Raw genomic sequence first — 13,840 nt, 5'->3', positions numbered from 1 at the left:
CTCAAGCAGCAGGTGGCTATAGGCTCGCTTATAGAGCCATTTTCTGACACAAGAGAGTCACGGCTCGCGGCGCGATCATCACCACGGCGTGATACACGCCAGCGGCTTGACTTGGCGCGCGCCCGCCCGTATCAACCGCGGCTCGAATTCGGACAGCCGCCAGCGCGCTGGCGGCATCCCTGAACGGAGCAGATCCCGTGAAACGTACTTTCCAGCCTTCCAAACTGGTGCGCGCGCGCCGTCACGGCTTCCGCGCCCGCATGGCCACCAAGTCGGGCCGTCTGGTCATTGCGCGCCGCCGTACCAAGGGGCGCAAGCGGCTGTCCGCCTGAGCGCGCTGAAACCAGTTGCAGCCTATCCTGATCGCGCCGCGCGGATCACCGTGCGGCGCGATTTTTTGCGCGCCCGCGACGGCTTGCGCGCAGCACGTCCCGGCGTGGTGATCCAGGCGCTGAGCCGGCCGGATGATCCGAACGGCCCTGCCCGGGCCGGATTTACCGCCACGAAGAAGATTGGCGGAGCTGTTGTGCGCAACCGCGCCAAGCGCCGATTGCGTGAGGCGGCGCGGCTGCTTCTGCCCCTCCACGGCGCGCCGGGAACCGACTATGTCTTCATCGCGCGCGCCGACACGCCTGCCCGGGCATGGACGGCTTTGCTTGACGATGTAGAAAGCGCGTTGATAAGCCTCGCCCCGCGCGTGCGGGCCGGCCGGAGTTCCGATCCGGCCTGAGGCGTCATATTGGCCTGGTGAAGGATGTCCGCACCCATGGGTGACCCGAGCAATACGCGCAACCTGATTCTGTTTTTCGTGTGCGTCATGGGCGTGCTGCTTCTGTACGATCTGTTCGTGCTGCAGCCGCAGGGGCGCGAACAGCGCGCCGCCCGCGAAGCGGCCCAGATTGCCCAGCAGGCTCCTGATGCAGCGTCCGCAGATGCGGCGCCAGACGCGGCGGGCGTGGACTTTGACGTGGATCGTCCGGCAGTCGGGCTGACCCGTGAAAACGCGCTGGCGCGCTTTGAGCGCATCGAGATCGCCACCCCGGCCCTGTCGGGCACGCTGGCCCTGACCGGTGCGCGCCTCGATGACCTGCAGCTGTTGCGCTACGATACCGAAGTCGACAGCGGCGTGCCGGTCACCCTGCTGAACCCCGAAGGGGCCGGCAACGGCCACTACATGTTCTCAGGCTGGCTTGGCGGGTCGGACGCGCCGTCCGGCCTGCCCGATCTCAGCACGCGCTGGCGCCTCGTCGAGGGCAACCGCCTCACGCCGGAGACGCCGGTGGTGCTGGAGCATGACGCCGGGCCGCTGGTGTTCCGCCGCACCATATCGGTGGATGACAATTACCTGTTCACGGTCACGGATGCGGTGACCAATACCGGTGCGGCGCCGGTGTCTCTGCGCCGGTTCGCCGTGGTGCGCCAGGAAGGCATTCCGCCAGACCTGCTCAATTTCTTCATCCTGCACGAAGGCGGTGTCGGCGTGGTCGGCGACCGGCTGATCGACCGCAGCTTTGATAAAATGACCGAGGAGCGCTCGGTCGAGCGCAATGGCGCGGGCGGCTGGATGGGCTTCACGTCCAAATACTGGCTCGCTGCGGTCACGCCGCAGGGCATGCCGGACATGCGCGGCCAGTTCCGCGTGCTCGACCGGCCCGGCGCGCCGGTGTTCGAAGCCAATTATCTGGCCGCGACGGTCGCCGTTGCGCCGGGCGAGACGGTCAGCGACACCAGCATGATGTATGCGGGTGCCAAGTCCTCCTCGCTGTTGTCGCAATACGAGGATGAGGCCGGCATTCCACGCCTGTCCCAGGCGATTGACTGGGGCATGTTCTGGTTCCTGACCCGGCCCTTCTTCGCCATCATCCACTATCTGTACGGCGTGATCGGTAATTACGGCCTGGCGCTGATGCTGTTCGTGCTGCTGATCAAGATCCCGCTCTTCCCGCTCAATAACCGCGCCTTCGCCTCCATGGCCAAGATGCGCGCCGTGGCACCGAAGATGACCGAGATCCGCGAGCGCAACAAAGACAACCCCCAGGCCCAGCAGCAGGCCATGCTGGCCCTGTACAAGCGCGAGAAGATCAATCCGCTGGCCGGGTGTCTGCCGATCCTGCCGCAAATCCCGATCTTCTTTGCGGTGTACAAGACCGTGTTCATCTCGCTGGATGCGCGCCATGCGCCGTTTTTCGGCTGGATCCAGGACATGTCCGCGCCCGATCCCACCACCATCTGGAACCTGTTCGGCCTGCTGCCCTACGACCCGTCGGGCATCCCGCTGATCTCCAACCCCTACCTCGCCGTCGGTGTCTGGCCGATCATCATGGGCATCACCATGTGGGCGCAGATGAGCCTGAACCCACCGCCGCCCGACAAGATCCAGCGTCAGATCTTCGCCTTCCTTCCCGTCGTGTTCACCTTCGTACTGGCACCGTTCGCCGCCGCGCTGGTGATCTACTGGGCCTGGAACAACACGCTGACCGTGATCCAGCAATACATCATCATGCGCCGCCAGGGCGTTCAGACCGAGCTGGACAAGGGCATCGCCAAACTGCGCGCCAGGCTGAAGGGCGAGCCGGCGCCGGACTTTTCCGAACCTGACAAGGCCGGGGCCACGCTCGACGAAAAGGCTGCAGCCGCCACACAGTCCGCGCTCAAGAACACCAAACCGGCCAACACGCCGGGCGTTGACGGCGACGGGGTCGAGGCTGGGCCTGCCGGCGGCGATGACGCGCCCGAGACTGCCGCGCCGAAACCGGCCGGGACGCGCACGCGCTCCAACCCGGCAGCCAAGAAGAAGCGCTCGGGCCCGGCCCGGCGCAAACCGGGAGCCAAGCGCTGACCCATCCTGACGCGCCAGACGCAGGCTCCGAAGCGGCCGAGCGCATCGAGGCAGCCCGCAAGCTGTTCGCCGGCAATTGCGATTTCATGCTCGGGGTGACCGCGCTGGAATTCCTGCCCCCCCCGCACACGCCCGAAGTGGCGTTCGCCGGGCGCTCGAATGTCGGCAAGTCCTCGCTGATCAATGCGCTGACCGGCCGCAAGGCGCTGGCCCGCGCCTCCAATGAGCCGGGCCGCACGCGCGAGCTGAACTTCTTCGATCTTGCCGGGCGCCTGCGCATTGTCGACCTGCCCGGCTATGGCTTTGCCAAGGCACCCAAGGATGTGGTGGAGCGCTGGACCGCCCTGACGCAGGACTATCTGCGCGGCCGGGTGAATCTCAAACGCGTGCTCTTGCTCATCGACGCGCGGCACGGCATCAAGCCGGTGGATGAGGGCGTGATGAAAGCGTTCGACAAGGCAGCGGTCATCTATCAGGTGGTGCTCACCAAGGCGGACAAGCTCAAGCCCGCCGAGGCTCAGGCGCGTCTGGCCGAGACCCTGAAACAGATCGAGCGCCGTCCCGCCGCCCATCCGCGCATCGCGCTCACCTCCAGCGCCAAGCAGGACGGCATTCCCGAGCTGCGTGCGGAGCTGGCCGACCTGGCCCTGGCGGCGCCGGCATGAGCGTGCGCGCGCTGCTGGCCGCTGTCCTCGGCGCCGCGGCCCTGACCGGCCCGGCCCTGGCGGGCGAGGTCTGCAACGAGACAAGCTTCATGCTGGACGTGGCCAAGGCCTGGCGCACCACGACCGGCCTGGCGGTGGAGGGCTGGACGCGCCTGGCCCCGGGTGCCTGTGCGCGCGTCGGGCCGGGTGCCGATACCGACCAGTATCTCTATGCCCGCTCCACCAGCGCCTATCCCGGCGGCGTGCGCGAATGGCGCGGCGCGCTTGACGTCTGCGTCGACGAGACTGATTTCGCGTTTGAGGGCGTCGCCAATTGCCCTGCCCTGGGCCTTCAGACCCGCCAGTTCCGCCGCCTCAATGAGGCCGAACGCACCCGCGCCGTGCTGGTCGAGCTCGACGAGTTCGGTGACCGTGCCGAGGAGGCCGGGCTGCAGCGCCTGCTACAGGCCAATGGCCAGGACATTCGCCTGATTGACGGTTTTGCGGGCCGGCGCACCCGCCGCCAGATCGCGGCGTTCGAGGCGGAGATCGGACAGGAATTCGGCACGGACCGGGCCGCGCTGATCGAAGCGCTGCACGCCCGTGCGGTCGAGCGCAACGCACGCACGGGCCTGCGGGTATGCAATGACGCGGAAATGCCCATGGCTGCGGCACTGGCGCGCGTGCGCGACGGCGAAACCCGGGTGCGCGGCTGGTGGCGGATCGAGCCGGGCGCATGCATGCGGCTCGCCTCCGACCGTCTGGTGCCGGGCGAAGCGCATGTGCATGTGCGCCTGCTGACGGATCAGGGCGAACGCCATCTCGCCGGCGCGGACGCCTCCTTCTGCATCGCGCCGGGCCGTTTCATGAATGACAATCCTGACGGCTGCGAGCGCCACGGCTTTGTGCGCGCCAATTTCCGCGCTGCGCCCGCACCCGATGCGGAGACCGCCGGCGTGATCCTGCGGCTGGCCGCACCGGATTTCGAGGAGATCGACCAGTGAGCAGCGTTGCCCGCTTCCACGCCACGGACTCATGGGTGTTTGATCTGGACAACACCCTCTACCCGGCCGACACGGCCGTGATGAGCCAGGTTGAGCAGCGCATGACGCTGTACGTGATGCGCCTGCTGGACCTCGACCGCGAGAACGCGCGCCGGGTGCAGAAAACCTACTGGCGCGAATACGGCACGACGCTCAACGGCCTGATGAGCAATCACGACGTCAATATGGGCGATTTCCTCGATTTCGTTCACGATGTCGACCACTCGGTCATCACACCCAACCCCGAACTGGCCGGTCACGTCGCGGCGCTGGAGGGCAAGCGGGTGGTGTTCACCAATGGCTCGCGCAAACACGCCGAAAAAGTCATCGACCGGCTGGGTCTGAACGGCCTGTTCGATGACCTGTATGACATCGAGGCGGCGCAATACCTGCCCAAACCCCACCGGGCGAGTTTCGAGCGCTTCACGCGCCATTTCGACATCACGCCACGCCGCGCGGTTATGTTTGAAGATTCACCGGCCAATCTTGAAACGGCGGCCGATATGGGCTTCACCACCGTGCTGATCCGCGCGGGCACCGAGGACCCGGACGGCCATACCGCCGGACCAGGTGCCCACCCGCCCCATGTTCATTACGCCGCAGACTGCCTGACCGGTTTCCTGGGCGAGATGCGCGCCGCCAGATCCAAGGCCTGATCCATGACACACGCCGCCCTCAAAGACACCATCGACGCCGCCTGGGAGGCGCGCGCCGAGCTGACCCCCCAGAGCCGAGGACCCGTCCGCGAGGCGGTGGAAACCGCGCTCGCCCTGCTCGACAGCGGCGCCGCGCGCGTGGCCTCGCCTGACGGCAAGGGTGGGTGGACGGTGCATGAATGGCTGAAGAAAGCGGTGCTCCTGTCCTTCCGTCTGAACCCCAACACGCTCATCGCCGGCGGGCCCGGCGAGGGTCCATGGTGGGACAAGGTCGCATCGAAATTTGAAGGCTGGGGCGAGGCAGAGTTCACCGCGGCGGGCTTCCGCGCCGTGCCCCCTGCCGCCGTGCGCCGGGGTGCCCACATCGCCCGCAACGCCGTGCTGATGCCCTCCTTCGTCAATATCGGGGCCTATGTGGACGAAGGCGCGATGATCGACACCTGGGCCACGGTCGGCTCATGCGCGCAGATCGGCAAGAACGTGCACATCTCCGGCGGTGCCGGGATTGGCGGCGTGCTTGAGCCGCTGCAGGCAAGCCCGGTGATCATCGAGGACAACTGCTTCATCGGCGCCCGCGCCGAAGTGGCCGAAGGCGTGATCGTGCGCGAAGGCGCGGTCTTGTCCATGGGCGTCTATATCGGCGCCTCCACCAAGATCGTGGACCGCGCCACCGGCGAGGTGATGCGCGGCGAGGTCCCGGCCTACGCCGTGGTGGTGCCCGGCGCCTTGCCTGACCCCAAGGGCGGCCCGTCGCTCTATTGCGCCGTGATCGTCAAGCGCGTTGACGCCCAGACCCGGTCAAAGACCTCCATCAACGCCCTGCTCAGGGATTGAGGCGGGAACTGGCAGGCGGGCCTGGAGCGAAGCCTCGCTCCGGCTTGTCCCGGAACCGCACAACCTGCTTATTATATGCGAGATTTCGCCCCTCGCCGCCAAAGCGCGCCAAGGCGTCAGGCGCGATCCGCCTTGCTCTTGCCCCACAAGCGTGCATTCTATGCACGGCACTGCGTGAGCGTCTCGAAACGCGAAACAGGATTGGTCCATGACCCCCCGCAAATCGCTCGGCTCAAAAGCCTCCAATCGTCAGCCGCCGAAATCGGCGGATGTCGAGGCTTATGACGATGAGGTCAGCGAGCCCGTCGTCCAGTCTCTGCGCGAGCGCTTTGGCGAACGCCTGAAAGCCGCCAAGCCCAAGTCCGAGGCCAGCTGGTGACAGACGAGGCCTGGCCGAAGCCGGTCTGGCCCAAAGCCTATGATCTTGTCTGGACGCGCTTTCCCGAGACAACACCGCCCGAACAGCCGGGGCCCAAACCCCGGCCCTCGCTCATTCTGGGCGTGTACGAGGAAGAGTCTGGCGGAGCCCTCCTGCTCGTCGCGCCGGGCACGACGCGTCTGAAACAAGACCGGCGCCCACTGGATTTCCGGATCACCAATTACGCCGAGATGCAGGCCTGCGGGCTGGCCTACGCGACGCGGTTCGATCTCGACGCCCTCCTCCCCCTCCCCTACACGCGCGATTGGTTCGTCCCGCTAACCGCTGCAGGCAAGACAACTCCAGTGATCGGGCGGTTGTCGGACGCCATGATCATGGCTTTCCAGACCCATATGGCCTGGCGGGCGCATTTCCTGGGTGAATCAGACACCTGAACCCCATGGCGCCACAGGGCGTTTCACCCTAAATCAGCGCCATGGATAATCCCGCAACACCCGACCCCATCGCCCTCGCCCGCCGCCTGATCCAGGCACCGTCGGTCACGCCCGCTGACGCCGGCGCGCTGGATGTGCTCGAGGCGGCGCTGAGCGAGCTGGGCTTTACCTGCACGCGCCACCCGTTTGGCGAGGTCGACAATCTCTATGCCCGGCTGGGGACAGCCGCGCCGGTATTCTGCTTTGCCGGACACACGGACGTGGTGCCGCCCGGACCTGAAAGCGCCTGGTCCCACCCGCCTTTCGCCGCCGAGATTGCTGAAGACCAGATCTGGGGCCGCGGCGCGGCCGATATGAAGGGCTCGATCGCGGCCATGGTGGCGGCGGTGGGCGCCCATATCGCCCATCACGGTGCCCCCCGGGGCTCCATTGCCTTCCTGATCACGGGTGACGAGGAAGGCCCGGCCGTCAATGGAACGAAAAAACTGCTCGAGGCCGTGCACGCGCGCGGCGAGCGGTTTGACCATTGCCTGGTGGGCGAGCCGACCAATCCTGCCCATATCGGCGACACCATCAAGGTGGGCCGGCGCGGCTCGCTCAACGGCGTCATCACCGTGACCGGGCGCCAGGGCCATGTGGCCTATCCCGACAAGGCGGAAAACCCGATCCCGCCTCTGCTGGCGCTTCTCAACAAACTCACGGCCCGGCACCTGGATGACGGTGCACCGCATTTCCAGCCGTCCAATCTGGAGGTGACCAGCATCGATGTGGGCAATGCGCCCCACAATGTGATCCCTGCTGCCGCACAGGCCAAATTCAACATCCGCTTCAACATCGCCCACACCGGCGATGACCTCAAACGCTGGATCGAGGATGAGGCTGCGGGCGTGGGTGCCGGCTTCGATGGTCAGATCAAGCTGGACCTGACCGTCACCGGCGAAGCCTTCCTGACCGACAATCCCGCCTTCACCGATCTGCTCAGGAACGCCGTGATCGAGGTGACCGGCAAGGCCCCGGCCCTCACCACGGGCGGCGGCACGTCGGATGCGCGCTTCATCAAGGATTATTGCCCGGTGGCCGAGTTCGGCCTGGTCGGCGCGACCATGCACCAGATCGACGAGCGCGTGCCGGTGGCCGACATCACCCAGCTCACCGCGATCTATACCCGCATCCTGGAGCGCTATTTCGAGGCCTTCGCCTGATGCGCCGCATGCTGGCCGACGCCAACCGGCGCGTACGCGGCGTGTTCGCCATGCTGGCGTTCCGGCCCGGCTGGCGCGGGCATTTCGACGTGACGCCACTGGGTGTGGGCCGATCCTTCAACGGCGTCATTCTGGCCCTGCCCGCCTTCTACCTGATGGTGGCGGGCGTGAATGCCATGGTGGCCCAGAACCCGGCCCTTTACGCGCCTGACGCCGCCACCGGTTTTGGCGACGCCGCAGGGGCCTGGCTGCGCATCTGGGGCCTGTTCCCGCTCACGGCTCTGCTGACCGTCGCCATTCTGGGGATACGCGAGCGCCTGGGGGCCTGGCTGGCGGTGCATAACTGGGCGGTGTTCGTGCTGCTGCATGTGCAGGCCCTGATCTGGGCGTTGTATCTGGGCGGGCTGGCCAATGCCGCTGCGGTTCAAGGCCTGCTCGGGATATATACGCTGACGCGCTATTATGTGCATTGGCGCGTGGCCCACGGCGCGCTGGGCCTGCCGCCGGTACTGGCGGGTGCCGCAGCAGCCATCCCGCTGGTCATCGAGGCGCTGGCGATCGCGCTGCTGGCTCAGGCGTAGCGCACGAACGCCAGGTACAGCCCGTCGGGCGGTGCCACAGGCCCGCAACGCGTGCGGTCAGCGGCAGCCAGCGCGTCGGCGAAATCGCGCACTGACCATTTGCCATTGCCCACCTCCACCAGCGAGCCGGTGATGGAGCGCACCTGACGGTGCAGGAAGCTGATCGCTTCGACGCGAATGCGCACCTCGCCATCCACCTCTTGCACCGCAATGGCATCAATGGATTTGACCGGCGTCTCCGCCTGGCAGCGCGCATCGCGGAAGGTGGTGAAGTCGTGCATGCCCACCAGCGTCTGCGCCGCCTCGTGCATGGCGGCAACGTGCAGCGCGCGCGGTGTGCGCCAGGCGCGGCCCGCCTCCAGCGCCAGACGCGCCCGCCGCGGGATGATGCGGTAGACATAGCCGCGCTTCACCGCCGAGAAGCGCGCGTGAAACCGGTCATCGACCCGGCGCGCCGAGAGCACGGCAATCGGGTCGCGTCCCAGATGGTGATTGAGCGCATCGCGCACCTTGCCCGGGGCAAGGTCCTTTTCCAGATCCACATGGGCGCTCTGGGCCAGCGCATGGACCCCGGAATCGGTGCGCCCTGCGCCATAAACCTCGCGCATGCCTCCGTCGAGCGCCGCCACGGCCCGTTCCAGCGCTGACTGGACCGACGGCCCGTTGTCCTGGCGCTGCCAGCCCACAAAAGGCCGCCCGTCATATTCGATGGTGAGGTGATAGCGGGGCATGTCAGCGCAGCCGCGCACCCGCCTGCACAGGCGTGCCGCGCAGGAACTCGTCCGCCTCCATCACGCCGCGCCCCTCGCGCTGCAGGCGGGACAGGCGCACCGCGCCGCGTCCGCAGGCGATCAGCAGCGCATCATCCAGCACCTCGCCAGGCTCGCCCGCGCCACGTTCGGGAACCGCGAAATGGACTTTCACGCGCACCTCACCCTTGGCCCCGGCCAGCGCGAACCAGGCCCCGGGAAAGGGTGACAGGCCGCGGATCGTATCGGCCACCTCGCCCGCCGGCCGCGTCCAGTCGATATGGGCCTCGTCGCGCGTGATCTTGCGCGCATAGGTGACACCGCCCTCAGCCTGCGGCGTGGCGCTCAGACTGCCCCGTTCCAGCGCCGCCAGCGTGCGCGGCCAGAGCAGCGCGCCGACCTGCATCAGCCGGTCATGCAACGAGCCAGCGGTGTCGGTTTCGTGGATGGGCACGCTCTCGCTCATCAGGACAGGGCCGGTATCCAGCCCGGCTTCCATCTGCATGATCTGCACCCCGGTCATTTCGTCACCGGCCATGATGGCGCGCTGGATCGGCGCGGCCCCGCGCCATCGCGGCAGCAGCGATGCGTGCAGATTGAGACAGCCCAGACGCGGCGCATCCAGCGCGCGCTGCGGCAATATCTGGCCATAGGCCACGACGCAGGCGGCATCCAGATCGAGCGCCTCGAACGCCGCGAGCACATCGGACTCACGAAAGCTCTCCGGCGTAAAAACCGGCAGGCCCAGTTGTTCAGCCAGTTCATGAACCGGTGTCTTCGCGCTCGCCTGCCCGCGCCCGCGCGGACGCTCGGGCTGGGTATAGACCGCGACGATCTCGTGGCCGGCCCCGGCGATCTCGGCCAGTGAGGCGGCGGCGAAGGCGGGCGTTCCCATAAAGGCGAGACGGAGGCTCATGACCCGTGATGTCCTGGTGATTGAGGCCGGGGCCATCAGATAGCCGGGCGCGCGCGGTTTGGCCACCGGCAGGCGCGATACCGGCTGCACAGCTGAATATTTCCACTCAAGTTGTTGTGATTGCAGTCCGCTTTTGGCAACATGGCGCGACTCAACACAGGGGGACGTTCAATGCTGTTCATTCGATCTGCCATCGCCGCCTCAGTCATCGCAGTGGCTCCGGGCGTATCTTTCGCTTTGAATGACCGTGAGCACACGGCTGGTCATTCTTCAGGCCCGCTCTCTGCACTCGAAGTCCTGCGGACCGGGGCAACAAAGAGCCTGGCGGCTGTACAGAGCCAGCCTGATTTTTCCTTGCCGCCGGCTTTCGGCTCGGTATCACTGCGCGCCGGCTTCACCCCGGATCCGTATTCGGTCGAAATCATCGTCGGCGGTGAGATCTCGGCCAGCCGGGCCATGTCCGGCTACAATATCGGCCGCGGGGGCGATGGACGCTGCCGGGGCAATATCGCCGAAGCGCCGGACTTCCGCGTGCAGTACCAGGCGGGCAGCTCTCTGCCCCTGATTTTCCGGGCCGTGGCCGGTTTTGACAGCACGCTGGTGGTGAATGGTCCGGACGGTGTGTGGTATTGCGACGACGATAGCGGCGAAGGTCGGCAGGCCGAGCTGCAGTGGGACAATCCGCAATCCGGCCAGTATGATATCTGGGTCGGGGCTTATTCTTCCACCAATAATTACGAAACCGCGGTACTGGAGATTTCAGAGCTGCTCAGTGGTGGCGGTTCATTCGGCGGCGGCGGATCGGCCAGCGGCTTGAACTTCAGCATGCCGCCCCTGAACGGCGTGATCTCGCTGTCCGCCGGCTTCACGCCCGACCCGCGTACGGTCAATGTCTCTGCGCGCACTAACGTTTCGGTCCCGAGCAATCTTTCCAGCGGCACCTCGGCAGGCGATGGCCGCTGCCGTGGCCACACCGGCACCGCACCGGACGTGTCTGTGCAGTATCAAGCCGGAAGCGTCTTCCCGCTCGTTGTGCGCGCGCTGGCCGATTACGACACCACGCTGGTGGTCAATGACCCCAACGGCGGCTGGCATTGTGACGACGATAGCGGCCAAAGCGTCCAGGCCCAGCTGGTGTTCGAGCGGCCTGCATCCGGGCGGTACGATATCTGGTTCGGCGCCTACTCATCGAGCCAGACGGGACGTCCGGGCCGGATCGAGATTTCCGAACTCGACTAGGTGCCGCTGCCGGCCGCTCACGGGTTTATCACCCGGGGTCCGGATCTGATGACTCTGGAAGCCGGGCGCACGAAGGTGCGCCCGGCTCTTCATTCTAGCCACTTTATTTCTTGCCCTCGGTCTGGCGCAGCTTGACGCAAGCACCCCCGGACGGCCAACTTGCACCCTCATGTCTCGGGGAGGGGCTCAATCGTGATTCATCTCATCGCTCTGGCCGGCGCCACCATGTCGTTGATGCTGGCGGCGCAAGACGCGCCCGAGCCGGACGCATCGGCACAAAACACCCCGGCTTTGACATATGAGGACCCGGCTTCGACATATGAGGACCCGGCTTCGACCCGTGACGCGGTGTTTACGACACCGGATTCCAGCCTCAATCCCCGCCTGACACCGCTGGTCTGTCCTTTCAAGGGCGAGATCGACTACGAGCCGGGCGAGGTCTCCTGCGGCATGATCACGGTGCCGGAAAACCGAGAGCGGGACGGATCACGCCTGATCCAGCTGCACTATGTGCGCATCGCCCCCACCGGCGAGGATGAGGCCGAGCATCGCGAGGACCCGGTCATCTATCTGACCGGCGGACCCGGCGTGGGCGTGGATGCTTATGTGGGTCGGCTCAAAGATCACCCCATCGCCGAGACGCGCGCCCTGTACATTCTCGAACAGCGCGGAATCGGTGCCAGCACGTCTTTCTGCCCGCAATTCAGTGCCATAGACCCGGGCCTTAATGCGGCGCGCGATCTCGACGAGATGATGATCGCCACAGCCGAGCGCAACGCGTTGTGCTTCCGCGAGGCCGCCGAACAGGGGATAGACCTCACCGGCTACAACACGGTGGAGAATGCCCGCGACGTGCGCGCCCTGCGCGAGGCGCTGGGTTACGAGGACTGGAATGTCTGGGGCATTTCCTACGGTTCACATCTCGGCCAGATGCTGCTGCGCCAGGACCCGGAGGGCGTACGCGCCCTGGTGCTCGACGCCATCGTGCCCAATGATCTGTTCGACCTGTTCAATTGGGCCCGCATTTTCGACCTTCTGGTCGCCAACTTTGCCGGGGACTGCAACGGCGCGCGCGCCTGCGAGGACCTTGAAGCGCGCCTGTTCGATGCCATGGAATCGCTGCGCGACGATCCGGTGATCCTGCCCGCGACCGATTCCGAAGCCACGCCCGGGGGCGAGGTCTGGCTGCCGCCAGCCCTGCTGGCCTACCTGCCCTTCTCACTCGCCTACGAACAGGACAGCTACGCCTTCATTCCATCGGTCATGTCCAACCTCGCCGACGCGCTTGAACGCCGCGATCCGGTCGTGCTGGACGGTCTGGCCGTGGCGCTGTCCGGCGGCATGGGACCGGGCGGCGGCATGACCATGTCGCAAGGCATGTCGGCGGCGGTGCAGTGCAATGATGGCTATGTCCAGGGCGAGCTGGCGGCCACACAAGCCAGCACCGGCAGCCGCTGGCATAGTCTGGTGGTGTCTCTGCCAGGTGCGCAGCGTGCCGTTGAGGTTTGCGAACAGGCTGGCCTCTTCATGCGCGACCGGGCCGAGTATGCACTGGTGCAAAGCGATGTTCCCACCCTGATCGTGAATGGCGCCTGGGACCCGATCACCCCACCCTCGCTCGCGGTCTACATCCATGAGGCCATGCCCGGCACGCGCTATGTGGAGGTCCCCTACGCGGGCCACGGCCCCACCCGCTCCATGCCCGAATGCGGCGGCCAGGTGATGAGCGACTTCTTTGACACCCTTGATCTCGACGGTCTTGACGTCAGCTGCCTTTCAGAAGGTGCCAGCGTGCCACAATACGAGGACCTGGTATGGACCACCAGCGTCTACCGCGCCCTGGCCCTCACCCCTAATGCCCCGCAATCCTTCATTGTCCCGATGGTGTGGGCGGGCATATGCGTGCTGATCCTTTTCCTCGGCGTGTTCATTCTGCCGCTGTCGGTCCTTGCCCGTATGATCGACCGGCGCCCCGCGGCCGAACTGGCCGCCCTCACCGGCGGTGCCCGCCTGACCGCCTGGCTGGCGGGCGTCAGCGGGCTGGCGGGTCTGTCCCTGATCGGTGCCGGTGCCGCGCGCCTGATGGAGGACGCGGATGCAGCCATCATCGCCGGACTGGCGGCGCCTGCCGGTGCCGGCACCTGGCTCATGCTGGTTACAGGCGTTCTGGGTCTGCTCACCCTTGTCCTGCTGGCGCGCACGCTGGCGTCGGGCGAGCGAGTGCGGTTCGGCACGCTGACCGGCATCACGCTGATGGGTCTCGCCGGGGCGGCGCTGACCAGTTTCGCCTTCGTCTGGGATCTCGGACCGTTCTAGCAGCGGCC

At 66.4% G+C, this 13,840-nt stretch carries 15 protein-coding genes; 13 read left to right on the top strand and 2 right to left on the bottom strand.

Features of this window, described 5'->3' with window-relative positions:
- Positions 1–197 precede the first annotated feature (197 nt).
- The 11 genes from rpmH (at position 198) to L2D00_02730 (ending at position 8,612) form a co-directional block, all read left to right on the top strand.
- Positions 198–332 (top strand): 50S ribosomal protein L34, encoded by a 135-nt coding sequence (gene rpmH / locus L2D00_02780; protein ID WBQ13622.1) that lies wholly within the window; start codon positions 198–200, stop codon positions 330–332.
- Positions 333–397: 65 nt separating this feature from the next.
- On the top strand, positions 398–730 hold the full coding sequence (gene rnpA / locus L2D00_02775) for a ribonuclease P protein component (protein ID WBQ13621.1): 333 nt from the start codon (positions 398–400) through the stop codon (positions 728–730).
- Positions 731–766: 36 nt separating this feature from the next.
- The gene (gene yidC, locus L2D00_02770) at positions 767–2,839 is read left to right on the top strand and encodes a membrane protein insertase YidC (GenBank protein WBQ13620.1); all 2,073 of its coding nucleotides are present in this window, start codon (positions 767–769) and stop codon (positions 2,837–2,839) included.
- An 86-nt stretch (positions 2,840–2,925) separates the two neighbouring features.
- Positions 2,926–3,504 (top strand): ribosome biogenesis GTP-binding protein YihA/YsxC, encoded by a 579-nt coding sequence (gene yihA / locus L2D00_02765; GenBank protein WBQ13619.1) that lies wholly within the window; start codon positions 2,926–2,928, stop codon positions 3,502–3,504.
- Entirely contained in the window at positions 3,501–4,487 is a 987-nt protein-coding gene (locus L2D00_02760) for a DUF1036 domain-containing protein (protein WBQ13618.1), read from the top strand. The genes yihA and L2D00_02760 overlap by 4 nt, the downstream gene beginning before the upstream one ends.
- The gene (locus L2D00_02755; GenBank protein ID WBQ13617.1) at positions 4,484–5,182 is read left to right on the top strand and encodes a pyrimidine 5'-nucleotidase; all 699 of its coding nucleotides are present in this window, start codon (positions 4,484–4,486) and stop codon (positions 5,180–5,182) included. Before L2D00_02760 ends, L2D00_02755 begins: the two co-directional genes overlap by 4 nt.
- Before the next feature lie 3 nt (positions 5,183–5,185).
- Positions 5,186–6,016 (top strand): 2,3,4,5-tetrahydropyridine-2,6-dicarboxylate N-succinyltransferase, encoded by an 831-nt coding sequence (dapD, locus tag L2D00_02750; GenBank protein ID WBQ13616.1) that lies wholly within the window; start codon positions 5,186–5,188, stop codon positions 6,014–6,016.
- Between the two features lie 208 nt (positions 6,017–6,224).
- Positions 6,225–6,395 (top strand): hypothetical protein, encoded by a 171-nt coding sequence (locus L2D00_02745; protein ID WBQ13615.1) that lies wholly within the window; start codon positions 6,225–6,227, stop codon positions 6,393–6,395.
- Positions 6,392–6,829 carry a type II toxin-antitoxin system PemK/MazF family toxin gene (locus L2D00_02740; protein WBQ13614.1) on the top strand — a complete coding sequence of 146 codons (438 nt, stop codon included), beginning with the start codon at positions 6,392–6,394 and terminating at the stop codon, positions 6,827–6,829. Before L2D00_02745 ends, L2D00_02740 begins: the two co-directional genes overlap by 4 nt.
- Before the next feature lie 41 nt (positions 6,830–6,870).
- On the top strand, positions 6,871–8,031 hold the full coding sequence (gene dapE / locus L2D00_02735) for a succinyl-diaminopimelate desuccinylase (GenBank protein ID WBQ13613.1): 1,161 nt from the start codon (positions 6,871–6,873) through the stop codon (positions 8,029–8,031).
- The gene (locus L2D00_02730; protein WBQ13612.1) at positions 8,031–8,612 is read left to right on the top strand and encodes a hypothetical protein; all 582 of its coding nucleotides are present in this window, start codon (positions 8,031–8,033) and stop codon (positions 8,610–8,612) included. The genes dapE and L2D00_02730 overlap by 1 nt, the downstream gene beginning before the upstream one ends.
- Here the strand turns inward: L2D00_02730 and truA are convergent.
- Positions 8,603–9,343, bottom strand: coding sequence for a tRNA pseudouridine(38-40) synthase TruA (gene truA, locus L2D00_02725; protein ID WBQ13611.1), 741 nt, complete (start codon positions 9,341–9,343; stop codon positions 8,603–8,605). The two genes, L2D00_02730 and truA, sit on opposite strands and share 10 nt — an antisense overlap.
- Before the next feature lies 1 nt (position 9,344).
- Positions 9,345–10,277 (bottom strand): methionyl-tRNA formyltransferase, encoded by a 933-nt coding sequence (fmt, locus tag L2D00_02720; GenBank protein WBQ13610.1) that lies wholly within the window; start codon positions 10,275–10,277, stop codon positions 9,345–9,347.
- A 354-nt stretch (positions 10,278–10,631) separates the two neighbouring features.
- Here fmt and L2D00_02715 point away from each other — a divergent pair, with 354 nt between their 5' ends.
- Complete coding sequence (locus tag L2D00_02715; GenBank protein ID WBQ13609.1) at positions 10,632–11,516, top strand: hypothetical protein; 885 nt, start codon at positions 10,632–10,634, stop codon at positions 11,514–11,516.
- Between the two features lie 192 nt (positions 11,517–11,708).
- Positions 11,709–13,832: an alpha/beta hydrolase gene (locus L2D00_02710; protein ID WBQ13608.1), complete on the top strand. Its 2,124-nt coding sequence runs from the start codon at positions 11,709–11,711 to the stop codon at positions 13,830–13,832.
- Positions 13,833–13,840 lie beyond the last annotated feature (8 nt).

It is taken from the genome of Hyphomonadaceae bacterium BL14 (assembly GCA_027627705.1).
Classification (GTDB): domain Bacteria; phylum Pseudomonadota; class Alphaproteobacteria; order Caulobacterales; family Maricaulaceae; genus Oceanicaulis.
The sequence above is the reverse complement of the archived record's forward strand: the minus strand, read 5'-3'. Positions and strand labels throughout refer to the sequence as shown.